Consider the following 24,011-nt stretch of genomic DNA (forward strand, 5'->3'; position numbering starts at 1 on the left):
TAGGCTGAGATCCGGTCCTTTCACCGACGCTCGGAAGAGGTTTACCCATGCCCGGATTGGTCACCAAGATCACAGACACCATCGGCGCCGTGGGAGTCATGACACGAGCGGGACTGATTCCGTTTCCCCGCCTCGACAAGGGTCTGAAATCCATTGCAGCTGTGGACAAGTACGGACCATTTGCCGGTCCCGTCCACGCGCATGCCGAGAACGGCCTCGATGCGGTAGCCATCATCGACGAACGTGGACCCATCACGTACGCCGAACTGGAACGGCAGAGCAACGCACTGGTACGGGCCTGGCAGGCCGATGGCATCACATCCGATTCGGTGATGGGCGCTATGTGCCGAAACCATCGTGGCCTGGTTCTGACCATGCTCGCGGCAGCCAAGAACGGCACCAAACTTGTCCTCATGAACACGGGATTTGCGCGCCCTCAACTGGTCGACGTCGCGGCCCGTGAAAATGTCGCGGCCTTTGTCTACGACGACGAGTTCACCGAAGTCGCCGACGCCCTCCCTGCGGACACAAGGCGATACCGGGCGTGGGCAGAGCGCGAAAACACCACCATCCGCACACTCGACGACGTCATTGCGGGACGAGGAACCTCAGCAGTGCCGGCGCCGGAACGCAGTGGCGGGTTCGTACTTCTGACCAGCGGAACGACCGGAACCCCGAAAGGCGCGCCGCGCAGCCACACCTCGCCGTTGGCGTCAGCGCAGTTCCTCGACCGGGTACCACTGCGCCGCGGGCAGACAATGATGATGGCGGCGCCGGCCTTCCACGGCACCGGCGTCTCCCAGTTCGCGCTCGCCCTCGGCTTGGGACAAACCGTCGTGATGCACCGGAAATTCGATCCCGAGAACACGGTCAAGCTTGTGGCGCAACACAAGTGCGACAGCCTTGTCGTGGTTCCGACCATGCTGACCCGCATCATCGATCTCGGCCCCGAAGTGCTGTCGAAATACGACACCTCACAGCTGAAGATCATTTTCTCCGCAGGGTCGTCCCTCTCACCTGATCTCTGCAAACGAGTGACGGAGGCATTCGGTTACGTCCTCTACAACCTGTACGGCTCCACCGAAGTAGCGGTCGCCACTGTCGCCACACCCGAAGATCTCACCATCGCGCCGGGCACTGCCGGCCGGGCGCCCGTCACGTGCCACGTCGAACTGTTCGACGACAACAATCAGAAGATCAACTCCCCCCACACGATCGGACGAATCTTCGTCTCGAGCGGCCTCAGCTTCGAGGGCTACACCGACGGCCGCGACAAGGAGCGCATCAACGGACTCCTCTCCACCGGCGACGTCGGGCACTTCGACGCCAACGGCCTGCTGTTCGTCGACGGCCGCGACGACGACATGATCGTCTCGGGCGGTGAAAATGTATATCCCCTCGAAGTGGAGAACCTCCTAGCTGATCATGCGGACGTGCTGGAAGCTGCGGTGATCGGAGTGGAGGACGCGGATTTCGGGCATCGACTGCGCGCCTTCGTTGTGATCGCCCCCGGTGCAGACAAGAACGCCGAAGATCTGAAATCTCACGTCCGCACCAACTTGGCGCGCTACAAAGTGCCCCGTGAAGTCCTGTTCATCGACGAACTCCCCCGCAACGCAACCGGAAAGCTGTTGCGCCGCGTACTGATCGAAATGGACGTCGACAAGACTTAGGCCGACAGTGCACTGATCAGCTCAGCCTCGTCCACCCGCGTCGAGTGCCCGTCCCGGATGACAACCTCGCCGGCAACCAGAACGGTGTCGACGATCTGCCGGGTTCCGGTCGTGAGAATGGATGCACCCGGGTCGCGCACCGGCAGGCATCCGAAGTCCCTCTCGAACCGAATCATGGTGAGATCAGCAGAATCTCCGACAGACACACCGCCTGATCGCGGCGGCAAGCCGAGTGCACTGTTGGCGCCGCCGGTGGCGATATCGATCATGGCACCAAATCCGAGTAGGTCCGCACGCGCTCGGGTGGCCCGCTGCACGTAGGCACCGGTACGCAAGGTCTCGAGCATGTCCTGCGTGTCGTTGCTGGCGGCGCCGTCCACCCCCAGCCCCACTGCGAGGCCGGCTTCCAGGAAGCTCGGCACCGGTGCGACCCCGCTACCGAGTCGCATGTTGCTCACCGGGTTGTAGGAGACGCCAACTCCTCTCTCTGCCAGCACTTTCTGACCACGATCATCGAGTTCGACGCAGTGAACCGCGAGAACTCGATCCCACAGGAAATCGTTCGCGTCGAGAAAGTCGACCGCACCCATCCCCGTATGTTCGGTACACATCATATTGTCGGTCTGTGTCTCGAGCAGGTGTATCGATACGGTCAGTCCGCGCGCCTGAGCGAATTCACGCACCTGCGCCATTCCCTCCGGAGTCAGCGATCTCGGATTCGGCACTGCCACAGCCGCATCGATGCGCGATCCGGCAACGTCTCGCATGATCTGATCGGTGTGATCGAGGACGTCGCCCAATGGCTGCAAAAGCCGCGGATCGAAGCCCCACTTACGCGTCGGGTCCGATCGATCCCCCACCCCACGCCCCAGCAGGGCGCGAATCCCGGTGTCGTGCAATCCCCGGATGACAGCGTCGTGTACCTCGCTCGACGGGTGCGGCCACATGTGTTCCACCAATGTGGTGGTACCGCTCCGCAAGGCCTCAAGGCTGGCCGCAACTGTTGCGGTGTACGCCTTTTCCGGGGTGATCAGCACGGATTCCTCGGCAACGGCAAGCAGCCATTCGAGTAGTGGAGTTCCCTCCGCGATCCCCCGCATCAGCGACTGCTGAATGTGCGTGTGCGTGTTGACGAATCCGGGAATCAAGTAAGCGCCGGATCCGTCAACACTTCCGGCCTTCGGGTCACCGAGAGCCGACGTACCGCGCGACGCATCGATCGCGGTGACAATTCCGTCCGTCACCACGACGTCTCGACCTTCGAGCCATTGCCTGCCGCTGTAGACGGTGACGTCGGTGATGGTGATGCTGGCGGGTGCGGTATTCATCGTTTTCTCCGTGTCTTCGGTCGGCATCTTCGGTCGGCTCAGCGGGCGAAATTGGCATTCACGCGCTGGTAGAGATAATCCTCGGCGGTGATCGGCGGATACTTCCCGGCCGGACCTTCGATCATGATGTCGCGGTTTGCCTGCGCGAAGAAAGCCAGGCTGTATCTAGGGCCCCGGTAGTCGTTCAGGCCTGGGCTCTTGACGCGATGAAAGTTCGACGGCAGCACATCGTCGCTCCATCGCATCAACATGTCACCGATGTTGCAAGTGATCGCTTCCTCGGCAGGTTCCACCGACGTCCATTCCTGGGTCTCCATCTCCTTACCCGGGCACAACTGCAGCCCGCCCTGACCGTCGCGCTGAAAGAGCAAGGTCAGGCAGTCGAAATCGGTGTGCGCGCCCGCGCGCCACATTCCTGCGACATCGGCATCGGGAGCGAGCGGGAAGTAGTGCAGCAACCGGAGGGTGCTCTGGTAACTGGTCACCGACGGATCGTGGGCTTTCGCAAAGAAGTCCCGCTCGAATCCGAGTTTGTCTGCGAAACACGAGAGCAGGGCCATCGCGACGCCCCAGCACCGTGCCTCGAAATCGAGAATCGTTTCGCGGAAGCCCTCGAGTTCGTCGTCGGTGGGCCACAGGTCACCCATGTGGGGGCGGGTTACCTGGTAGGACTCCTTCTGATCGGGCGTCCCGATCGACGGCCGCACTTGCGACATGCTCTCCCAGCCGGAATTGAATCCCTTCTTGAGTGGATATCGGGCCTTGACCTCATCGGGTAGCGCAAAGAAGTTCTCCGTGGCAGCGAACGCCTTGCGAACCTCACCGATGTCGATTCCGTGGTTGACAACCTGGAAGAATCCGATATCGGTTGCAGCCGACCATAACTCGTCCGCTATCTCGCTGCGGCGGTTCTCGAAGTCGGAGAGATCGATCCGTCGCACTTCGCGGTCGGTTGTTTCGGTACCGAGGCCGCCCATACGGCTCTCACGGTTGAGTTCGGTCATCTCGTACGTCATGATTTTTCCAGTCTCCTGATCAGCGGATTCCGATGGACGGGTTGGTGAACTTGTTGGTGTAGATCTGTTCTGCGGTCAGTGAATCCGGAATCGCTGCACCGCCGGCCACCAGAACGGGCGTCAGGTCGGCGACGTTTCGGGTGACTCTGGCCATGTCATAGGTTCCTACCGAACCGTCAGCCTCGTTTGCAATCAAACCTTCGTCTTTCAACATCTGAGCACTGAAGGCAGCCTCGCCCTCGGTGTAGGGACTGAACGAAATATCCTGGGAGACAACGTCGACGATCGCGCTGTTGGCCGCGGCCGGATCGGTGATGTAGTCGGCGCTCGCTTGCTGGATGATCGGAACCAATTTGGTCAGGCAGGACGAGAGCGATTCTACTTTGTCGGCGCGGACCGACACATTGGACGCGTAGATGTCGAAGCCTGAATCCTTCAGCAGGTCAAAGGAAACCGGCTTGTCCCAGGCCGGCGTCTCGTTCTCGTACGTGTACGGTTCGGAATTCGCGAATCCCTGCTGCGCAATGGTCGGGTCGCCGACGAACCGCGACGGTGCGCCGTCGTAACTCGTGTCGAGCTGAGACTGCTTCAACAACCCCTTCGCAACCAGCCACTGCGGGAACAACTGTTCCTTGGACACCACGACGCTTGCATCGGTCTTGCCGATGTCGGCAACACTCTTCCAATCAGGGTGCGACGCAGGGTCCCACATCACGATTGCCGGACTGTACTTGAGTAGTGGAGTCACCGCCATGACGGGCTGACTCGCCGACGCGGCGATCACCTGATCGCCATGGATCAGACCCAGGGTGATCGAATCGTCCACGTACATCTGAGAACTGACGGACTGGAACCCGATCGCCGGGCCACCTGCCCGAAGTGTGAGATCGACGCCGGTATCCTTGCCACCCGCGACCAGAGTGCCACTGACCGACTTGTCGTCCGTGTCGACCGTATATCCCGGCCCGAGCATCTCGAACAGCGCGCCCATATCCGACTGCGGCTGCCATTGCAGCTGCACTACAACGTTTTCCGGGCACACGCCGGCTAGTGTCTGGCCCTCCGCAGCGGGCTCGAGCGCTTCCGACGCAACGGCCGTGTCGGCGTCACTCGAACTGCATGCACTCAACCCGAATGCAGCGAGCAATGCGAGGGCAATACTGGCGGTTCCCACGGTTGTACGTTTGGAATTCACGGGTTCTCCTCGAAATGAAGGGACTCTGACTGCAGTGACTCTGACTGGCATGCAGATTGGGGATGAGCAGAGTCTGTAGCACTTCGATTACATGCAGATGCCGCTTTGTTTCTCGCAGGTTAATCATTCGAGATAACCGATTCACCTGCAATGTCACAATCAATTAACACTGAGAAATCCGCCCGACATACATGCAATCCACACTCAATCCCATCAGAACGCAGATATTTTGCATGCATCACAAGATCCGGAGGCACGGATGAAACTCGCAAACACGATGCAAGACACCGACGCACGCAGACTGACCACGTCCATGCAGATGGCCTTCACCGATGTAGTGAAGAAATTCGACACCGGCACGGTGGCACTGGACGGCATCAATCTCGATGTGCGCCGTGGCGACTTCGTGGCCGTGGTCGGCCCGTCCGGCTGCGGCAAGTCGACACTATTGCGCATGGCAGCCGGCCTCGAGCGTCCTACCAGCGGATCCGTTGCCCTCGACACCGAATCGGTTGGCTTCATCTTCCAGGAGCCGACGCTGTTACCTTGGCGAACAGTGCAATCCAATGTCGAGTTGTCGGCCGAGTTGGGCGGCGTGTCCAAAGCCCTCCGTCGTGAACGCGCCGGCGAAGCCATCAACGCTGTCGGTCTACGAGACTTCTCGGGGCAATTGCCCAATGCACTGTCCGGCGGCATGAAGATGCGAGTGTCTCTCGCGCGGGCTCTGACCTTGGCTCCGGAGGTCATGCTCCTGGACGAGCCGTTCGGTGCTCTCGACGAAATGACGCGCCTCGACATGCAGGTCGAACTTCAACGGCTATACGCGGACAAGGGATTCACCGCTATGTTCATCACGCATTCCGTGTCCGAGGCGGTGTATCTCGCCAACAAGGTTGTCATCATGACCGCGCGACCTGGTCGCATCCATTCTGTCGTCGACATCGGCTTCGGTTACCCACGCAGCCCGGAACTGCGGTACGACGCCCGTTTCACCGAATACGTCGCCGAAATTTCGGCCAGTCTGCACGGGAGCCTCCGATGACCGAAGCACTTACACTTCGCCGCGAAGTAGTAAGCACCACAGCAACTTCCCTACCCACGCAGCACTGGAAGCCACGCCTGAAGAGGATCGGGAGCATGATCGCGTTTCCCCTTCTCTCGTTGGCCGGCGCCCTCGCACTCTGGTCGATAGTGAGCAACCTGGTCCTCTCACCCGAACGCCAGTTCATGCTGCCGCCCCCAAGTCGGGTGCTCACCCAGTCGCTACTCGACTGGAAACACCTCGGTCCGATGCTCGAAGCGCTGGCCGTCACCGCGCAGGTCGCGGCGGTGGGATTTGTCGTCGCCGTTGCAATCGGCGTCGGAACGGGTGTACTGATGAGTCAGGCCAAGTGGATCGAGCGGATCGTCTACCCGTATGCCGTTGTGCTTCAGGTCATTCCCATTCTCGCGATAGTCCCGTTGATCGGCCTGTGGTTCGGCTACGGCATGACTGCCCGCACCTTGGTGTGTGTACTGATCGCGGCGTTCCCCATCATCACCAACACCCACTTCGGTTTGCAGTCCGTGGACCGGGGACTGCATGAACTCTTCACCCTCGGACGCGCATCGCGCTGGGATCGGCTGGTAAAGCTCGAACTGCGAGCGGCGATGCCTGCCATTCTCACCGGCATCCGCACCGCGTCCGGACTTGTTGTGGTCGGTGCCATTATCGGCGACATGTTCTTCGCAAAAGGACAACCCGGCATCGGCACCCTTCTCGACGTCTACCGCAGCCGACTTCAGTCCGAGGATCTGATCGGCGCGATCGTCATTGCTTCACTGTTCGGTGTCCTGGTCTTCTCCGCTTTCGGATACCTCTCCCGCATTCTGGTCGGTAAGTGGCACACGTCCGGCCGCTGATCGACCTACTCCCCATCGAAACAAGGACCTACCGACATGAGCTTCGAGATTCCCACCATCGACATCAGCCCCTACGTCATGAGCCCATACGTCGCGAACTCGCCGGACGAGCGCCACGATGCTGCCCGCGCCGCCGTCGCTACCGACCTGGACCGGGCTTGCCGCGAAGTCGGCTTCATTCAGATTGTGGGACATGGAATTCCACGCGAATCGATCGACGGACTGGCCGGCGCGCTGGACGAGTTCTTCGCCCTGCCCCTGGACGTGAAGAAGACGTACGCCCGCTCGTCGTCCGAGAACCGTGGATACTCTCCGCCGAAGTCGGAGTCGTTGAGCATGAGCCTGGGTGTCGCGTCCGCGAATATGATGAACGATTTCTACGAAGCCGTCGTCGTCGGAACCGAGGCCGCCGACTACCCGGACCTCGACCTCCCCGAATCCAGTTACGCCGCCAACACCTGGCCGGATGCGGCACCTGGATTCAGACCTGCTGTCGATCAATACTTCTCCCACGCACAGACTTTGGCTGCAATCCTGATGCGCGCGTTCACCGATGCGCTGGGATTGGAGCAAGGATATTTCGACTCCATGCTCGACCACTCGATCAATGCGTTGAAAATGAACAATTACGCACTCCCCGAAAGCGAGATCGCGATGCCCGGGGAAATGACCGGTATGGGCGCTCACACCGACTTCGGGATTCTGACCATCCTCTGGGCAGATCAGGTGCCCGGCCTTCAGATCCTGGGCGCCGACAATCTCTGGCATGACGCCCAACCAGCGGACAACGCCCTGCTTATCAATCTCGGCGACGCGATGGCTCGCTGGACCAACGACCGCTGGCGGTCCACGATTCACCGCGTCGATCCGCCGATCGTCGACGGTCGGATCATCAGACGGCGTTCTGCCGCATTCTTTTTCGACGGAAACTACGACGCCGTCATCGAGGCGCTACCGGGAACATTGCAGCCCGGCGAGGTCGGGTATCCGCCGATCACGATTGCCGAGAACATCGCGGCCAAGGTCGCAGGATTGAAAGGTGGGATTGCCCCGGGTGGGGGCTTTCGAGAAGCCGAACGAGTACGCGCGGCCGGGTAATGTCAGCACTGTGCAAGGGGACCACGAAATCCATGACGAAGAAGAAATCATGACCACAACCGAACGTGCACCGCTGACCGAGTCGGTACACGAGACTCTGCGAGAGCTCATCTTCTCCGGCGAACTCGCCCCAGGCACGCCGCTCAGTGTCCCCGCACTCGCATCCAAGCTGAATGTCAGTAGAACGCCGGTTCGCGAGGCCGTTCAGCAATTGATCTACGAGGGCATCGCGGTACACACCCGCAACGCCGGTGCGAAGGTCGAATCGCTCGATGCGGACTCACTGCGCGCGGTGTTCGAGGTCCGCGAGGTCCTGGACGGCCTTGCGGCTTTCAGCGCTACAACCCGCGCCACTCACGACATCGTCTCCCAACTGAACAAGATGGTCGAGGAACAACGTGAATTGTTGGACACCGCACCGGATCGGCGTCGCGATTCCGCGTTGGACCTCGAGTTCCACAATCTGATTCGGGAAACAGCGGCCAACGACCCACTCCGTGACGCTCTGCACCGCCTGGATGGTCAATCTCATCTGTTTCGGACGGACATGTGGGGTTCGGATCTGAACCGGCGGCTCGCCGTGGCCGAGCATGCCCGGATCGTCTCGGCCATCGAGACCGGTGACGCTGTTGCTGCCCGCGCCGCCGCGAGCGCTCACGTCGCCGGACTACTCGTCCGTACGACGCGCTGCTGAACACCGACACACGCCAACACACACTGACAAAAAAGAACCGCCGCACTGGATTCCAGTGCGGCGGTTCTTTCTTTAGTAGCGGGGACAGGATTTGAACCTGCGACCTCTGGGTTATGAGCCCAGCGAGCTACCGAGCTGCTCCACCCCGCGATGCATGGATAAAACTACACGAGCCGGTGAACAGAATGCAAATCGCCTGCGCCAGAGTCACATCCGAGCCCAGAACCACGATTTCCAGTGACCGGCTTCACAATTTCCCCGTGACCATCAACACATAACAAACGTGTAACGGAGTCACCTCGAATCCGCATCGCTGGGATCTGACCTGGCGATTGTCCGAATTTTCCGGACCGATACCGAACAGTCAGCTCGTAAAACTGTGAAGTGAACCTTGAAAGCAACTCCCGTACGGTCGATCCCGGCCCGAATCAACCGGGCGAACGCCGACCCGCCGCTGCCTGACTCTGCCCCGCGGGATCGGAACCCCCGAAACCTTCGAGGGGCAGAGACACGGAGAGAGAAGCGCCCGGGACGAAAGCATCACCTCGACCCGCAGGCCCGCCGTTGTCAGCGAGCGCGGAGAGGATTTACCCCATGTCTTACACCAGCATCAGCAAGCGTGCAGTAGGCACATTGGCCGTAGCCGGCGCCCTCGTTGCAGTACCCCTCACGATCTCCACCGGCACCGCATCCGCAGCCACCCACAACTGGGACGGCGTCGCAGCCTGCGAGAGCGGCGGAAACTGGAACATCAACACCGGCAACGGCTACTACGGCGGACTTCAGTTCTCGCAGAGCACCTGGACCGCCAACGGCGGCTCCGGCTCCCCCGCAAACGCGTCGAAGGAAGAGCAGATCCGCGTCGCCGAGAACACCCTGCAGTCCCAGGGCCCGGGCGCATGGCCCAGCTGCGGCAGGCACCTGACCGTCGCATCCGAGGAGCAGGCTCCGGCGCCCGCACCGGTCGTCGAAGAAGCACCGGCCGTCGTCGAAGCACCCATCGCCGCAATCCAGATCCCGGCCGAGGTCAAGCCCGCAGCACAGCAGGCCTACGACTCCGCTCGCGCGCTTGCCGACCAGTACGGTTTCGGCGCGCAGTTCCAGCAGCTCGCCGACACCAACCCGCAGGTGCTCGCAGCACTGCGCTGATACCGGCGTACAAGCACAACCCACAACGCACAAGCACAAACGCGAAGGCCCACCATCCGATTTCGATGGTGGGCCTTCGCGTTCTGCTACGACAACCCTTACTTCGGCAGCGCCTGGTAGGCGTCAACTGCCTTCTGCAGACGATCCAACGCCGCACCGTATGCAGCGAAGTCACCGCTCTGCTGGGTAGCTCGCAGATTTACCAGCGCTGCATCGAGTTCCGCGACAACCGCCGCGGTGTCGGTCGGAGCCGGGGCCGGGGCGCCGGGCGTCGGATTGGTTTCCGTGCTCGTATCCGGAGTCGGCGCAGTCTCGGCCGTTCCGCCCGGAGCCGTTGCCACACCGGCAGCACCGCCGTTGTCGAAGATCTGACCGAGAGCCTCGGCCAGCGTCGACGCGTAGCCGACCCGAACACGACCGGACACACCCGGTTCCTGGTAACTGGCCAGGACGCGAGAGAGCTGCGGGAACGACGTACTGGCGTTACTGCGTTCGGTGTACATCGGCTCGACGTAGAGAATGCCGCCCTTTGCGATCGGCAACGCCAACTGGTTGCCGTATCGAATGGTGTTGGTTCTCTCGAGGATCGATTTCTCCGAACCCACTCGCGGATCCGAGATCATCGAGTTCTGAGACTGCGACGGACCCTGCGTCTGTTTGTCTGTCGGCAACTGCAGGACGGTGATCTTGCCGTAGTTCTTCGGATCCGAATCCACCGAAATGTGGGCCGAGAGGAACTCACGACGGAAGCCGACCATCGGGCTGATGAGGCGGAACGCCGGCTCACCGGTCTCCTGATCGCCGACCATCACGTAGAACGGCGGCTCGTTCTGGTTGGAACCTTCGACCGTCGGCTCGTTGGGTACCGACCAGAACGCGTTGTTGGTGAAGAACTCGGTCGGGTTGTCGACGTGGTACTTCGCCAACATCTCGCGCTGGACCTTGAACAGATCCTCCGGGTACCGGAAGTGCGCACGCAGGTCGTCGGAAATCGCGCTCTGCGGCTGGACGGTGTTCGGGAACACACCCTTCCACGCATTGAGGACGGGATCGTTGTCATCGACCTGGTACAGCGTGACCGTGCCGTCGTAAGCGTCGACGGTGGCCTTCACCGAGTTACGGATGTACGACACCTCCTTCTTCGGGAGGAGTCGGCCAGTGGTGGCGTCGACACTGTCGGCCACCAGGCCCTCGAGCGAACTGCGCTGCGCGTACGGGTAGTTCTCGAGCGTTGTGTACGCGTCGACGATCCAGACGATCTTGCCGTCGACAGCAGCCGGGTAGGCGTCGCCGTCCATTGTCAGCCACGGAGCAACCTGGCCGACGCGATCGCGCGGGTCACGGTTGTAGATGATCTTGGAATCGGAGCCGACCGCACCGGAGAACAGGATGTTGCGCTCGGTGTACTTGGCGGCAAACGCCAACCGATTGAACCAGTTTCCGATATCGACACCACCGGATCCGGTGTACGTGTACTTGGTCTGCTCGGTGTCGTACTCACGCGGTTCGGAGCCGCTCGCCCCACCGACGATCGCATAGTCCGCGGTGCCCTGAGCGATGACCTCGCCGTAGTAAACGCGTGGCTGATCGACCGGAATGACCTGCGTTCCTGCGGCCAACGACGCGATGTCGCTTACCGTGTAGATCGGGTAACCCGCGTTGTTGTTGGCTGCTTCCTTGGTCGGATCGAGGACCGGAGCGGTGATCCTGTTGGCCGGCGCTGCCACCAAGCCGTCGCCGTGTGTGTAGACGGTGTGCTTGTTGATCCAGTCCGTCTGGTTGCCCTGCAGGTTGTTGGGCGAGAGTTCACGCGCCGCAACGATGTAGTCCTGCATTTCGCCCGCGACCTCGTAGCGGTCGATGTCGAGCGACGGCGGGAATCCGTAGAAGTTCTGACGCTGCTGCTGCTGTGTGAACGTGGGCGAAAGAATGTTGGGATCCAGCAAGCGTGCGTTTGCAATGGTCGTGACGTCCGCCGGAACGTCGCGCGGAATTGCGGTGCCGTCACCCGAATACGGCTGATAGGTCACCTTGTCATCGGTGATGCCGTACGCCTGCCTGGTGGCGGCGATGTTCCGCTCGATGTATGCGCTTTCCTTGTCTGCGGCGTTCGGCTTGACCGAGAACTGTTCGACGATCATCGGCCACACGGCACCGACCAGAACCGACGACAGCACGAGCAGAGCGACAGCCATCGCCGGAATGCGGAGATCCCGCGTGAAGATGGCTGCGAAAAACGCCAGCGCACAGATCACTGCGATGGACAGCAGGATCAGCTTGGCCGGCAGCACCGCGTTGATGTCGGTGTAACCGGGGCCAGTGAACGTTGGCTCCTTACGATCGCTCGAGAGCAGCGAGTACCGGTCGAACCAGTACGCAACTGCCTTGAGCAGAACGAAAGTTCCTGCCAAGACTGCCAATTGGATGCGAGCAGCCGTGGTGAACGTTCCCGCGCGACCGGCGAGTTTGATGCCGCCGAAGATGTAGTGCGTGAGAAGGTTCGCTACGAACGCCAGGAGAACCGCGACAAACAGCCAGTTCAGCACGAAGCGGTAGAACGGCAGATCGAAGGTGTAGAAACCGACGTCGAGGTTGAACTGCGGATCGGAGATCCCGAACGAACCACCGTTGAAGAACAACTGGACCGTGACCCAGTTGGCCTGCGCGATCAACCCGGACAGCAGTCCGATTGCGATCGGGATGATCACACCGAACAGACGCAGACGCGACATGACGGTGGTGCGGTAGCGCGCGATCGGATCATTCGGACCGGACACCGGAACAAAAACAGGACGCGAGCGGTACGCGAGCATCATCGCCAACCACACGATGGCACCGACCACAACACCCACGACGAGGAAGAGCAGCGCGCGGGTCAGGAGAACCTTGGTGAAAACACCTCGGAAATTGACTTCGCCGAACCACAGCCAATCGGTGTACATGCCGATCAGTCGCGGACCGATCAGCAGGAGGACCGCAACAATTACGGCTACCCCCAACAGGATTCGACTGCGTCTGGACAGAGAGGGTAAACCTGCGGGGGGCCGCATGCCCACGTGCCACGCTCCAAGATTCGGCGACGCCGAGGCGCCGCAACCGAGTGCATCGATCAGTGCAGCCATGCCCGAGTGGACTTGGCCGTTTCGGACCACTCTACGTAACAACAGTCACGGCGTGACAACACGAGGTGCAAGGATGAACGGGTGAGTGAAGAAAATCCGAACAGGTCACCGAAGGCGCTAGCCCGGTGCGTTCATGAAGTTGTCGACCACATCGACGCCGAAGGCTGGGATCAGCCACCCAAGTTGTATGCCCTGGTACCCACCGAGCTGCTTGCCGCAGCCGAACCGGGCCTGCTCGACCAACTCGAGGACGGGGCCGAATACACCCCGATCGAACAGGAGCCACTCCCCGACGACATCATCGGCGGATCACGCGCACTCGACGAGTTCCTGGCCACGACCAATTGGCCCGACTCCGTCGAGGGTTGCATCCTCGTGCAGGAAATCGTGGTTCTGCCGCCCGCCGCGGAATCGGATCTCGACCATGCCGTCGAGCCGGTCTTGACCGACGAACACGCGGCTGACGAAATTGCCCGACTGACGGCCGACGCGCACCCGGACCGACGAGCGGCACGCCTGTTTGTCGGCGTCCTCCGCGACGGCCCGTCCCTGTCGCTGTTGCAGATGCGCCCGGACGAGGACGCAGATCCCTACGCCGAGCCGGCGCTTCTGACGTACGACGGTTTGGCTCCTCACATCGTTCATGCGTTGTACGCGACGCTGGACGAAGTCGAAGACGACTAGCAGAGGATTAGCAGCTGGGTGCTTCGCCGCCCGAGTTGAGGCTGTCGAGTGCGTCAACCGCGCCGGACAGGTTGTCGACCTTCACCAGTCGAAGCCCGTCCGGCGCGTTCTGTTTTGCCTCGTCGCAGTTCTGCGCAGGGACGAGGAACGTCGAAGCACCGGCGTCCGCGGCTGCGATGAGCTTGAAGCGGATTCCTCCGATGGGCCCCACGGTGCCGTCCGAATCGATGGTCCCGGTTCCCGCGACGAACTGACCTCCGTTGAGTTCACCTGGCGTCAGCTTGTCCAACAGCGCGAGGGTGAACATCAGGCCGGCTGACGGTCCACCGATGTCGGCAAGGTTGAACGTCACGTCGAACGGAACGTCGGGAACCTCTTCCGGCGTGATGCCGAGGTATCCGAGTTCGGGTTGGTTCGGCCGGGCTCCGACAGTCACGGGCACTGTCGTTTCGGCACCGCCGCGAATCACGGTGACCGGCACCTGCGTGCCCGGCGCTATCGCCGCAACGGTTTCTTGCACCGCACCGACGGTGTCGACGGGGGTATCACCGATCTTCACCAGCGTGTCACCTTCGACCAATGCACCACTGGCGGGACCGTCTGGAGTGACCTTCGTGACGGTCAACGCGACTGGCTTGCCCAGGAAGTTGAGTGCCGCGAGTTCCGCGCTGTTCTCGGACTGCTGGAAGTCAGCCGTGTTGGCCTGCTGAATTTCTTCCTTCGACTTACTCGGCGGATACACCTCGGCACGGGGAACCAATCCGTGCTCGCCGCTGGCCCAGAGACCAAAAGCCTCGAAGAGATTGAGGCCGTCACGAACGGAGACGGTGGTCATATTGAGGTTGCCGGTTGTCGGATCGAGTTCGGTGCCCTCGATGTCGACCACGGATTTCGTGACCTGCTTGCCGTCGACGGTGGTGTCGACTGTGCCCAGCGTGTTGAACGTCGGTCCCGGCCCGAGCGCGACGTACGGAACGGTGACGAGCGATCCGACGATGCCCAAGACGACGATGGGAGCTAGGGCGGCCAGGAGAGTCACGATCCGTCGATTCACCTTGTCCAGGGTAGAGCCATTGCCTCCGCTGTTCGCCATCAGCGTGACAGCGCGCATTACTCGAGGCCTCCAACCCTTGTACCGTTGAGGTATGAGCAACATGCCGTTCGGCTTCTCCAACTCCGACGACGATCCCGACCGTGACAAGAACGCGGCCGGTGGCAATCCGTTCGGGGGTGGTGACATGCCGTTCGGATTCGGTGCGGGCGGTGAAGGTTTCGACCCCGCACAACTCGGGCAGATGCTGACGCAATTCGGCCAGATGCTCAGTGGCATGGGTTCGTCGATGGGATCCGGCGGATCGGGTCCTGTCAATTACGACGTCGCGAAGAAACTCGCGCGCCAGCAGATCGGTTCTGTCACACCGATCACCGAGGGCAACGTCAAGGCCATCGCCGACGCGGCCCACCTTGCGGAACTGTGGCTGGACGCTGCAACGACGCTGCCCGCCGGCGCCACCAAGACCGTTGCGTGGACAGCTAACGACTGGCTCGACAACACCATCGACACCTGGAAGCGCCTGTGCGATCCGGTCGCCGAGAAGGTGTCGGGGATGTGGGCTCAGGGCCTGCCGCCCGAGGCCGCTCAGATGGCCGGCCCGATGATGGGAATGCTCACGCAGATGGGCGGACTCGCATTCGGTTCACAGCTCGGCCAAGCTCTCGGCCAGTTGTCCAAGGAAGTGTTGTCCTCCACTGATATCGGCCTCCCCCTTGGCCCGGCAGGGACCGCCGCTCTTCTTCCCGCGGCCGTTCAGTCGTTCAGTGACGGGCTGGAACAGCCCAATCAGGAAATCCTGGTGTTCCTCGCCGCACGTGAGGCTGCTCACCATCGCCTGTACAGCCATGTGCCGTGGTTGCGCCAGCGAGTGCTCTCCACCGTCGAGGAATATGCCCGCGGGATCACCATGGACTTCTCGGCGATGGAGGAGTTCGCCAAGGATCTCGACCCGTCGGCTCTGGCCGATCCCGCCAAGTTGGAAGCCCTGATGCAACAGGGCACCTTCGAACCGCAGACCACTCCGGAGCAGAAGGCCGCTCTCGAGCGCCTCGAAACACTGCTGGCTCTGGTCGAGGGCTGGGTGGAGACGGTAGTCACCGCCGGACTCGGTGAACGCCTGCCCGGTGTTGCCGCGATGAGCGAGACGCTTCGCCGTCGACGCGCCACCGGCGGACCGGCAGAGCAGACGTTCGCAACACTCGTCGGACTCGAACTGCGTCCGCGCAAGGTCCGCGAAGCCGCAACTCTGTGGCAGCGCTTGACTGCCGAAGCCGGAATGGAAGCCCGCGACGGTATCTGGTCGCACCCGGATCTGCTGCCTGATTCCAGCGACCTCGATGCCCCGACCTCGTTCATCGAACGTGTCACCGGTGGTGGCGAGTCCGGCAATTTCGACGATCCGATGGCTCAGCTCGAGGCTCTGCTGGCCAAGGAACGGGCCGCCGAAGAAGCCATGGACAAGACAAAAACAGACAAGCCGAAATCGGACAAGCCGGCTGACGACGGCCAGGACGACAAGTAAACCGAAAAGTTGCGATCCACGCCGAAGTGCAAGGTCAGCGCTTCGAAAGCCTGTGGATAACTACGATTTTCGCAATCCGGAGAGCTCAGCTCACTGGCACTATCGGTGAATGAGCACACCGAACACCACACGATCCGTGGGTCCCGAATGGGATCCACGGATCGTTGTTCTTCTGCGCCCGGACGGCCGGCTTCAACTCGGATGGCGCCCGGGGAAAGCTGTGATCCTGACTCCCCCTGACGGAATCGACGGCAGGGACCTGCAAGCCCTACTCCGCTTGATGGACGGACACACGAGTATCGCGACCATCATGTGGACTGCGACGGGGCGCGGTATCAGCGCCGCAGTGATGACCGAACTGCTCGCCGAACTCACCGCAAGCGGATACCTCCGGGCAAGTCGGGGCGAGCGCGCCGACACAGGATCGATTCGCGTCCACGGGCAAGGACCGCTGTCCGACTCCATAGCCCAGGCTCTGCGTCACGGCAGCTCTTCCGTCCATCGCTCACACGGCTACCGAAGCAGCCACGTCGTTGCCGGGTGGCGGAATGCACTTGTTGTCCTGACCGATGACGTGGTCACCGATCCTCGTCTATGTGCCGACCTCGTCCGGTACGGCATACCCCACCTTGCCGTTCACCTGCGCGACGGCTGCGGCGTTGTCGGGCCATTGGTGCTGCCCGGGCACTCGAGTTGTCTGCGATGCGCCGACATCACCCGGGCGGCCCATGATCCGGACTGGCTGCACCTGGCGGCGCAGTTGCTCGGTAGCGCCGGTTACGCCGATCCCGCGATGATTCATGCGACCACCGCGCTCGCTCTGTCCGAGATCGAGTCGGCGATCAGTGCGTCCGAAGCGACGGCGCCGGTCAGCTTGTTCTCTACCCTCGAGATCGATCTTGTCCCATATCGCATCACGACACGTCGCTGGCCTCGACAAACGTCGTGCAGTTGCCATTACCTCGCACCCGTGACGGGCGCCGGTGGCATCCGTCAGACATGATGGTGGGGTGTCCGACATCCCGCGCAAAAGCTCTGCCCGTACTGCCAAACTCGCAAGCATTCCGATTGGGATGGCCGGGCGGGCCGCAATGGGCTTCGGACGCAAGCTCGCCGGTGGTGACAAGGACCAGATCGACGCCCAGCTCAGCGCCAGGGCCGCGGAGCAGTTGTTCTCGGTTTTGGGTGAACTCAAGGGCGGCGCCATGAAGCTGGGCCAGGCGCTCAGCGTCATGGAAGCGGCCATTCCGGAGGAATTCGCGGAGCCGTATCGCGAGTCCCTGAACAAGCTCCAGGCCGCCGCGCCGCCGTTGCCCGTCAAGCAGGTCCACAAGATGTTGGATCAGCAACTGGGAACCAAGTGGCGTGATCGGTTCCAATCCTTCGACGACACCCCCACCGCATCGGCCAGCCTCGGGCAGGTCCATCGGGCCGTGTGGTCCGACGGACGCGACGTGGCCGTCAAGGTGCAGTACCCCGGCGCCGACGAAGCCCTGCGTGCCGACCTCAAAACTCTCGCTCGGTTTGCGGGACTGTTCGGATCGGTGATGCCCGGCGTCGACGTGCGTCCGGTCATCGAGGAGTTCACCGCGCGAACCGAGGAAGAACTCGACTACCGGATCGAAGCTGACAACCAGCGCGCATTCGCCGCGGAATTCGAGGGCGATCCCCAGTTCCTCATCCCGCGCGTTGTTGCCAGCGCACCGAAAGTTGTTGTCACCGAATGGATGACGGCAACGCCGTTGACCAGGATCATCGAGAGCGGAACGCCGAACCAGCGCAATGCAGCCGGTGCGCTGCTCGCCGAGTTCCACTTCGCATCACCGGCGCGCGTCGGCCTGCTGCATTGCGATCCGCACCCCGGGAATTTCATGTTGCTCGACGACGGCCGGTTGGGTGTCATCGATTTCGGTGCGGCGGCCCCGTTCCCGGGCGGGCTACCCACCGTCTTGGGAACAATGGTCAGACTGGCGGTCGACGAACGATTCGACGAACTGACGGAACTGTTGCGCGCCAACGGTTTTGTCATTCCAGGCCGCACCGTCACCGAACAGGAAATCGCCGACTACCTACGTCCGTTCACCGATCCGATTCAGACCGAGTCGTTTCACTTCACTCGAACCTGGCTTCAACGAGCCGCCGGAACTGCGACCGATTTCAACAGCGCGCAGTTCCGGACGGCCCGGGCACTCAACTTGCCGCCCGAGTACCTGATGATCTTCCGAGTCCTCCTCGGCTCGGTGGGCATCTGTGCCCAGTTGGACGCGTACGCCCCGTACATGGAGATCCTGACCCGGTGGCTGCCGGGATTTGCGGAGCCACAGGTGTAACAGGTGTAACCGGCTCCTCAGGCGCACACGAGTTGCTTACGTGGTCTGCCCCTCGGCCTCTTGGTTGCTATGACGGCACCGTGGTCGAGGATTTCTCCGCCCCACACTCCCCACGGCTCTTCGCGGTCGAGAGCTGCACCCAGGCAGAGGGAGCGGATGGGGCACTGCGCGCAGAGCGCCTTGGCTTTTTCGAGTTCTGCCGGGGACTCCGCGAACCACAGATCGGGATCGGATACGCGGCACGGCAGGTCGTGGCGGGTGGAAGCGATCTCGATGAATGTGACGGCTCGACATGTCTGGGTAGACAACTCGTCTCTCCTAGCTTGGATGCGACAGGCGTGTCGCAAAAAATGGGTTCGATGGGTGCGAACCACAACCGAGCGGGAAACCGGAAAGCACGGGATCCAACACAAAGGCCACGGTCCGCGTAATGCGGGGTCCGTGGCCGTAAGTGAACGGATGTGTCCTATCGAGGATTTTCTCGATGGCTTAGAGACACGGACCTGATTGCTGCTGGGTGCAGCTGGGCGGCGGCAACAGCGAACTGTTCACGCACGGGGTACGAAATCATGTTCGTCATTTTTGCCACCTCCATTTCTGATCGGTCCGGATAATTTTCAGCGCACGAGTCTCCCCGTAGCACTGGAAACCAGACTAGAGAATTCTCGGAAACTGCACAACCTATTTTTGACCTGCAGTTTTGCAAATAATGAGGACGTCTTCGCCGTAGTCCTCGAGTTTCTTCGGTCCGATTCCATTGATGGCCACCAGGCCCCGAGCGTCCTGTGGTCGTTGCTCGGCGATCGCAGTCAGCGTGTTGTCGCTGAACACGACGTAGGCAGGCACCTTTTTCTCGCGTGACTTGTCGAGACGCCACGCACGCAGGTTCTCGAGCAATTCGACGTCGATGTTGGACGGACAATTCTCGCATCGACCGAGCATCGTGGCCGACGTTCCCATGAGCGGTTTTCCGCAGACACGGCAACGCTGACGCTTCTTGCCAGACTGCGCGGGCGCGGCAATTCGTGAGGCCGGCGAGTCCTCGGGGATCAACCCGTTCAGGAACCGTGAGCGGCGTCGGGATTTCCGGCCGCCCTCGTTGCGCGCCAACGCCCAGGACAAGTGCAGATGCTCACGGGCGCGGGTGACACCGACATAGAGCAGTCGACGCTCTTCTTCGACCGCTGCCTCATCGGGGGCGGAGTTGGAATCGCCGAGCACGTGCTGGATGGGGAGGGTGCCGTCGTTGAGACCCACGAGGAAAACGGCGTCCCATTCGAGGCCCTTGGCGGCATGCAACGACGCCAACGTGACGCCCTGGACCGTCGGTGGGTGCCGCGCTTCGGCCCGCGCCGTCAACTCCTGCAAGAGACCGGGAAGCGTCAGTTCGGGATCGTGCACCAACTGCTCCTCGGTGAGCGCAACGAGCGCGGTCAGTGACGCCCAGCGCTCGCGCGCCTGCGTACCGGCTGGTTCCTCGTTGGTCAGTCCGAGTGGTGCCAGTACCGCCCGGACCAGCGAGAGAAGTCCTGAGCCGCTGTCTGCCCCTTCAGGAAGGTCGTCACGACCGCCGGCCTGCCGCAGCGCCGTCACCGCCTGACGAACCTCGGTACGAGTGAAGAAACCCTCGCCGCCGCGCACCTGGAACGGGATGCCGAGCTTGGTGAGTGCCTGCTCGTGCACTTCGGACTGCGCGTTGATCCGGTACAGGATCGCGATCTCCGCCGCCGGTGTGCCTGCGGCGATCAGACGTTTCACCGACCGGGCTATCGCGAGTGCCTCGGACGGTTCGTCGTTGAACTCCGCGAACTCGGGCTCGGGACCCGGCGCGCGTTGTCCGATGAGTTGCAATCGGGTACCGGCGATTCGCCCGGTGGCAGCGCCGATGACCCGGTTGGCCAGCGAGACGACCTCGGGTGTGGAGCGATAGTCACGTTCGAGCCGGACCACTGTTGCCTCGGGAAACTTCCGCGAGAAGTCGAGCAGGTAATTCGGTGTAGCTCCGGTGAACGAGTAGATGGTCTGGTTGGCGTCGCCGACCACCGTGAGATCGTCGCGGTCGCCGAGCCACGCGTCGAGAACCCGCTGCTGCAGCGGCGTGACGTCCTGATATTCGTCCACGACAAAACAGCGGTAGCGCTCACGGAACTCGTCGGCCACGGACGAGTGCTCCTCGAGGGCAGCAGCGGTGTGCAAGAGGAGATCGTCGAAATCGAGCAGCATGCCGTCCTGGCCGCGCGCCTTCAATTCCTCGTACGCCGCATAAACCTGCGCCACCTTTGCCGGATCGGCCGGTGCCTCCCGGCGGAACTTGGCAATGGTGCGCGGGTAATCCTCGGGCGCGATCAGCGACGCCTTGGACCACTCGATCTCACTCGCGAGGTCGCGCACGCTTTCGGTGCTGGTCGGCAAACCAACCCGGGCTGCGGCGCTGCTGACAACAGCGAACTTACGATCCAGCAGACGCCATTCGGTATCGCCGATCACCTGCGGCCAGAAGTACTTGAGTTGCCGCAGCGCAGCAGCGTGGAACGTGCGCGCCTGTACCTGGGGGCCGCTGCCACCAACACCCAATTCCCGCAGTCGGCCGCGCATTTCACCGGCTGCGCGCGCGGTGAACGTGACCGCCAGGACCTGCCCGGCCTGCACATGACCGTCGGCAACCAGGTGGGCGATTCGCCGGGTAATCGTGCGTGTCTTGCCTGTTCCGGCACCCGCGAGTACACATACCGGGCCGCGTGGAGCGAGCACGGCGGCTGATTGTTCCGGGTCCAGTCCGGTGTCCGCAGGCATGAGCACCATCATGGCAGGACGTACCGACAGCGCCGCCGCGTGCCCGAGCGTATGTGGGCAAGCGAACACGGCCGGTTACGGAACAACAACCGAACTCGTGGTGTTATATGCGCCGTGACTACTTCCGAAAAAGCTCCTGCCCTCACCATCTACTCGACCACGTGGTGCGGCTACTGCCGCCGCCTCAAGACCCAGCTCAACGCGTCGGGCATCGAGTACACCGAAATCGACATCGAGAACGATCCGTCGGCAGCCGAATTTGTCGGCAGCGTCAACGACGGCAATCACATCGTCCCGACGGTGAAGTACGCCGACGGAAGTGTCGCGACCAACCCGTCGCTCAATCAGGTGAAGCAGGCCCTCGGACTGTAGGGCTCTATTTGACCCAGCTCTCGAGCATTCCTCGCGCAATCGAGATGGAACCGGGTAGGAGCAACGGCGCGTCGGCGTCGGACGCCCAGTCCCCCAGTTCGAGAGCAGATCGCACCTCTTCCTTGGTGAACCACGCTCCCTCGGCGATCTCGCCGTCCGCGAACACCAGCGGATCGGCGGGGTCGCCGATCGCCGTGAATCCCAGCATCACCGAACGCGGGAACGGCCACGGCTGACTACCCAGATACCGGACGCTGTGGACGTCGACGCCCACTTCTTCCTTGATCTCGCGCACCACACACGTCTCGAGTGACTCCCCAGCTTCGACGAAGCCTGCCAGGATCGAGAATCGTCGCGGCGGCCACGTCGGCTGGCGAGCCAGCAGTACTCGATCTGCGCCGTCGTGCACCAGGCAGATCACTGCCGGGTCGGTGCGCGGGAACTCTTCGTGGCCGGTGGTCGTCGAAATGCGTGACCACCCGGACATCGTCGGCTCACTCGGAGCCCCGTCGATCGAGCTGAATCCGGCACTGTCGTGCCAGTTGAGAATGGCGATCGCGCCCGTCAGAAGACCTGCGTCCGCGTCGTCGAGCGTTCCGCCCAACATCCGCAGATCCGACAGTTCTCCGGCAAGGAGTGACACGCGCACAGCCCATACATGCTTGTTGTCACGAATTCCGAGAAACACTGCGCCGCGGACAGGTTCCGCACCCAGGTCGGTGGCCTCGCCGAACACCAACTGCCCGCCTGACACCTTCACCTGACCGCGCGAGTTGACTCGCAAGAGCGACGCGTCACTCCACCCCGCGGTCAGTGCGGCTGCGTCGGACCGTAATTCCTCGGCGCGGCCGACACTCGAGCGGGAAAGCAGAGGCGTTTCGGTCAGCTGGAAGTCGTTCACGCTGACGACATTACTGGGCGCCGAAATACCGGGTTCCAGCTATCAGCTGACAACGCGACGGATGTACAGCAGGCGATCGTCTGCCTCGACAGCGTCGACCTCCGGTGAACCGACCCGGACCAGTCGCCCGTCGCGAACAACGCCCAGCACGATGTCGGACAGGTGACGCGGTGATCCGCCGACCTCGTCACGTTCGACAGCACGCTCGGCGATCGCGAATCCAGCCTCGGGTGTCAGGAGATCTTCGATCATCTCGACGACGGTTGGCGTGGTGGTGGCGATGCCGAGGAGTCGGCCTGCGGTTTCCGACGAGAGGACCACGGAGTCCGCACCCGACTGACGCAGGAGATGCGCGTTGTCCGCCTCCCGGATAGCCGCGGCGATTCTTGCCTTCGGCGCAATCTCGCGGGCGGTGAGCGTCACGAGCACCGCTGTGTCGTCGCGGTTGGTCGCGACGATGATCGAATTTGCCCGTTGCGCCCCGGCGAGACGAAGAACGTCGGACTTGGTTGCCGAACCGAATACGGTCACCAGGCCCTTGGCCTCAGCGGCGTCCAGCACAGCCCGGTCCGTGTCCACGACCACGATCTCGGATGCGGAAACACCGTCACCGATCATGGCTTCAATTGCTGTGCGCCCCTTGGTGCCGTATCCGACGACGACGGTGTGATTACGCACTTGCTGCCTCCAACGCTGAATTTTGAACGCCTGACGCGAACTCTCGGTCAGAGCTGACAGTGTGGTTCCGACCAACACGATCAAGAAGAAGATACGAAGTGGCGTGATCAACAAAACGTTGACCAGACGAGCCGACGGGGTGAACGGCGTGATGTCGCCGTAGCCGGTGGTCGAGAGCGACACTGTGGCGTAGTAGATGCAGTCGAGAAGCGAGAGCTCGTTGTCCTGCGCGTCCCGATACCCCGCACGATCGATGTACACGATGAGCACTGCGGCTGCGAGCGCGCCGAGCGCAACCAGAACGCGCTTGTAGATAGCGCGGGCAGGACTGGTCTGCAGCTGCGGAATCCGCAGCACCCCGACAAGGGCAAAGTCAGGCTGGTCGGCCAATGATTCCGACCTGGAAAAACGCGCCCGGAGCTTTCCGGCCATACTTGCAACTCTCTCACTAGTAACTACGCAGACGCACCACAGTAGTGGCACGCACAGGCTCTGTAAGG

General features: G+C 62.1%; 20 protein-coding genes and 1 tRNA gene. 11 read left to right on the forward strand and 10 right to left on the reverse strand.

Annotated features, from left to right (window positions below; all coding sequences use genetic code 11):
* Positions 1 to 47 precede the first annotated feature (47 nt).
* Positions 48 to 1,673, forward strand: coding sequence for an acyl-CoA synthetase (locus tag KYT97_RS07365; protein WP_219111986.1), 1,626 nt, complete (start codon positions 48 to 50; stop codon positions 1,671 to 1,673).
* Here the strand turns inward: KYT97_RS07365 and KYT97_RS07370 are convergent.
* From KYT97_RS07370 to KYT97_RS07380, 3 genes are read right to left on the reverse strand one after another with little or no spacing between them, the layout of a single operon-like run.
* Positions 1,670 to 3,001, reverse strand: a complete 1,332-nt coding sequence (locus tag KYT97_RS07370) for an amidohydrolase family protein (protein ID WP_219111987.1) — start codon at positions 2,999 to 3,001, stop codon at positions 1,670 to 1,672. The genes KYT97_RS07365 and KYT97_RS07370 overlap by 4 nt on opposite strands.
* A gap of 38 nt (positions 3,002 to 3,039) precedes the next feature.
* Positions 3,040 to 4,017: an isopenicillin N synthase family dioxygenase gene (locus KYT97_RS07375; RefSeq protein ID WP_045070488.1), complete on the reverse strand. Its 978-nt coding sequence runs from the start codon at positions 4,015 to 4,017 to the stop codon at positions 3,040 to 3,042.
* A gap of 19 nt (positions 4,018 to 4,036) precedes the next feature.
* Positions 4,037 to 5,263 carry a nitrate ABC transporter substrate-binding protein gene (locus KYT97_RS07380; RefSeq protein ID WP_245006050.1) on the reverse strand — a complete coding sequence of 409 codons (1,227 nt, stop codon included), beginning with the start codon at positions 5,261 to 5,263 and terminating at the stop codon, positions 4,037 to 4,039.
* A gap of 208 nt (positions 5,264 to 5,471) precedes the next feature.
* Between KYT97_RS07380 and KYT97_RS07385 the strand changes: the two genes are divergently transcribed.
* From KYT97_RS07385 to KYT97_RS07400, 4 genes are all read left to right on the forward strand, one after another.
* Entirely contained in the window at positions 5,472 to 6,254 is a 783-nt protein-coding gene (locus KYT97_RS07385) for an ABC transporter ATP-binding protein (RefSeq protein ID WP_033231143.1), read from the forward strand.
* A gap of 95 nt (positions 6,255 to 6,349) precedes the next feature.
* The gene (locus tag KYT97_RS07390) at positions 6,350 to 7,114 is read left to right on the forward strand and encodes an ABC transporter permease (protein WP_202025990.1); all 765 of its coding nucleotides are present in this window, start codon (positions 6,350 to 6,352) and stop codon (positions 7,112 to 7,114) included.
* 36 nt (positions 7,115 to 7,150) lie between these two features.
* Positions 7,151 to 8,212, forward strand: a complete 1,062-nt coding sequence (locus tag KYT97_RS07395) for an isopenicillin N synthase family dioxygenase (RefSeq protein ID WP_219111988.1) — start codon at positions 7,151 to 7,153, stop codon at positions 8,210 to 8,212.
* Between the two features lie 49 nt (positions 8,213 to 8,261).
* Positions 8,262 to 8,906, forward strand: coding sequence for a GntR family transcriptional regulator (locus KYT97_RS07400; protein WP_045071140.1), 645 nt, complete (start codon positions 8,262 to 8,264; stop codon positions 8,904 to 8,906).
* 76 nt (positions 8,907 to 8,982) lie between these two features.
* Here the strand turns inward: KYT97_RS07400 and KYT97_RS07405 are convergent.
* Positions 8,983 to 9,056: transfer RNA gene (locus KYT97_RS07405), tRNA-Met, on the reverse strand.
* Between the two features lie 444 nt (positions 9,057 to 9,500).
* Here KYT97_RS07405 and KYT97_RS07410 point away from each other — a divergent pair.
* A complete protein-coding gene (locus KYT97_RS07410) occupies positions 9,501 to 10,055 on the forward strand; it encodes a transglycosylase family protein (RefSeq protein WP_219111989.1) in 555 nt (184 codons plus the stop codon).
* A 98-nt stretch (positions 10,056 to 10,153) separates the two neighbouring features.
* On the opposite strand, the gene KYT97_RS07415 is transcribed toward KYT97_RS07410, so the two are convergent.
* Positions 10,154 to 13,111 (reverse strand): UPF0182 family protein, encoded by a 2,958-nt coding sequence (locus KYT97_RS07415; RefSeq protein ID WP_033231490.1) that lies wholly within the window; start codon positions 13,109 to 13,111, stop codon positions 10,154 to 10,156.
* A gap of 147 nt (positions 13,112 to 13,258) precedes the next feature.
* Here KYT97_RS07415 and KYT97_RS07420 point away from each other — a divergent pair, with 147 nt between their 5' ends.
* Positions 13,259 to 13,861, forward strand: coding sequence for a PPA1309 family protein (locus KYT97_RS07420; protein WP_033231147.1), 603 nt, complete (start codon positions 13,259 to 13,261; stop codon positions 13,859 to 13,861).
* 7 nt (positions 13,862 to 13,868) lie between these two features.
* On the opposite strand, the gene KYT97_RS07425 is transcribed toward KYT97_RS07420, so the two are convergent.
* A complete protein-coding gene (locus KYT97_RS07425; protein WP_179300731.1) occupies positions 13,869 to 14,915 on the reverse strand; it encodes a YlbL family protein in 1,047 nt (348 codons plus the stop codon).
* Between the two features lie 91 nt (positions 14,916 to 15,006).
* Here KYT97_RS07425 and KYT97_RS07430 point away from each other — a divergent pair, with 91 nt between their 5' ends.
* The 3 genes from KYT97_RS07430 to KYT97_RS07440 all read left to right on the forward strand — a co-directional run bounded on the left by KYT97_RS07430 (position 15,007) and on the right by KYT97_RS07440 (position 18,767).
* Positions 15,007 to 16,437, forward strand: a complete 1,431-nt coding sequence (locus tag KYT97_RS07430) for a zinc-dependent metalloprotease (RefSeq protein WP_033231148.1) — start codon at positions 15,007 to 15,009, stop codon at positions 16,435 to 16,437.
* A 109-nt stretch (positions 16,438 to 16,546) separates the two neighbouring features.
* A complete protein-coding gene (locus KYT97_RS07435) occupies positions 16,547 to 17,440 on the forward strand; it encodes a hypothetical protein (protein ID WP_219111990.1) in 894 nt (297 codons plus the stop codon).
* Positions 17,441 to 17,447: 7 nt separating this feature from the next.
* A complete protein-coding gene (locus KYT97_RS07440) occupies positions 17,448 to 18,767 on the forward strand; it encodes an ABC1 kinase family protein (protein WP_092801093.1) in 1,320 nt (439 codons plus the stop codon).
* A gap of 17 nt (positions 18,768 to 18,784) precedes the next feature.
* Here KYT97_RS07440 and KYT97_RS07445 read toward each other — a convergent pair whose 3' ends face one another.
* Together KYT97_RS07445 and KYT97_RS07450 are read right to left on the reverse strand one after the other, a co-directional pair.
* Positions 18,785 to 19,075, reverse strand: a complete 291-nt coding sequence (locus KYT97_RS07445) for a WhiB family transcriptional regulator (RefSeq protein ID WP_045070502.1) — start codon at positions 19,073 to 19,075, stop codon at positions 18,785 to 18,787.
* 373 nt (positions 19,076 to 19,448) lie between these two features.
* Positions 19,449 to 21,572: an ATP-dependent DNA helicase UvrD2 gene (locus KYT97_RS07450; RefSeq protein ID WP_033231151.1), complete on the reverse strand. Its 2,124-nt coding sequence runs from the start codon at positions 21,570 to 21,572 to the stop codon at positions 19,449 to 19,451.
* A gap of 102 nt (positions 21,573 to 21,674) precedes the next feature.
* Here KYT97_RS07450 and KYT97_RS07455 point away from each other — a divergent pair, with 102 nt between their 5' ends.
* Positions 21,675 to 21,932 carry a mycoredoxin gene (locus tag KYT97_RS07455; protein ID WP_033231152.1) on the forward strand — a complete coding sequence of 86 codons (258 nt, stop codon included), beginning with the start codon at positions 21,675 to 21,677 and terminating at the stop codon, positions 21,930 to 21,932.
* Positions 21,933 to 21,936: 4 nt separating this feature from the next.
* Here KYT97_RS07455 and nudC read toward each other — a convergent pair whose 3' ends face one another.
* Positions 21,937 to 22,833 carry an NAD(+) diphosphatase gene (gene nudC, locus KYT97_RS07460; RefSeq protein WP_033231153.1) on the reverse strand — a complete coding sequence of 299 codons (897 nt, stop codon included), beginning with the start codon at positions 22,831 to 22,833 and terminating at the stop codon, positions 21,937 to 21,939.
* A gap of 42 nt (positions 22,834 to 22,875) precedes the next feature.
* On the reverse strand, positions 22,876 to 23,943 hold the full coding sequence (locus tag KYT97_RS07465; RefSeq protein WP_033231154.1) for a potassium channel family protein: 1,068 nt from the start codon (positions 23,941 to 23,943) through the stop codon (positions 22,876 to 22,878).
* Positions 23,944 to 24,011: the final 68 nt, after the last annotated feature.

This window comes from Rhodococcus globerulus (assembly GCF_019334125.1).
Classification (GTDB): Bacteria; Actinomycetota; Actinomycetes; order Mycobacteriales; family Mycobacteriaceae; genus Rhodococcus_F; species Rhodococcus_F globerula.

What these genes read in the sequence shown, in the direction of transcription:
- KYT97_RS07365 (WP_219111986.1), top strand. Translation starts at nt 48, where the DNA reads ATGCCCGGATTGGTCACCAAGATCACAGACACCATCGGCGCCGTGGGA.
- KYT97_RS07370 (WP_219111987.1), bottom strand. Translation starts at nt 3,001, where the DNA reads ATGAATACCGCACCCGCCAGCATCACCATCACCGACGTCACCGTCTAC.
- KYT97_RS07375 (WP_045070488.1), bottom strand. Translation starts at nt 4,017, where the DNA reads ATGACGTACGAGATGACCGAACTCAACCGTGAGAGCCGTATGGGCGGC.
- KYT97_RS07380 (WP_245006050.1), bottom strand. Translation starts at nt 5,263, where the DNA reads ATGCCAGTCAGAGTCACTGCAGTCAGAGTCCCTTCATTTCGAGGAGAA.
- KYT97_RS07385 (WP_033231143.1), top strand. Translation starts at nt 5,472, where the DNA reads ATGAAACTCGCAAACACGATGCAAGACACCGACGCACGCAGACTGACC.
- KYT97_RS07390 (WP_202025990.1), top strand. Translation starts at nt 6,350, where the DNA reads ATGATCGCGTTTCCCCTTCTCTCGTTGGCCGGCGCCCTCGCACTCTGG.
- KYT97_RS07395 (WP_219111988.1), top strand. Translation starts at nt 7,151, where the DNA reads ATGAGCTTCGAGATTCCCACCATCGACATCAGCCCCTACGTCATGAGC.
- KYT97_RS07400 (WP_045071140.1), top strand. Translation starts at nt 8,262, where the DNA reads ATGACCACAACCGAACGTGCACCGCTGACCGAGTCGGTACACGAGACT.
- KYT97_RS07410 (WP_219111989.1), top strand. Translation starts at nt 9,501, where the DNA reads ATGTCTTACACCAGCATCAGCAAGCGTGCAGTAGGCACATTGGCCGTA.
- KYT97_RS07430 (WP_033231148.1), top strand. Translation starts at nt 15,007, where the DNA reads ATGAGCAACATGCCGTTCGGCTTCTCCAACTCCGACGACGATCCCGAC.
- KYT97_RS07435 (WP_219111990.1), top strand. Translation starts at nt 16,547, where the DNA reads ATGAGCACACCGAACACCACACGATCCGTGGGTCCCGAATGGGATCCA.
- KYT97_RS07450 (WP_033231151.1), bottom strand. Translation starts at nt 21,572, where the DNA reads ATGATGGTGCTCATGCCTGCGGACACCGGACTGGACCCGGAACAATCA.
- KYT97_RS07465 (WP_033231154.1), bottom strand. Translation starts at nt 23,943, where the DNA reads ATGGCCGGAAAGCTCCGGGCGCGTTTTTCCAGGTCGGAATCATTGGCC.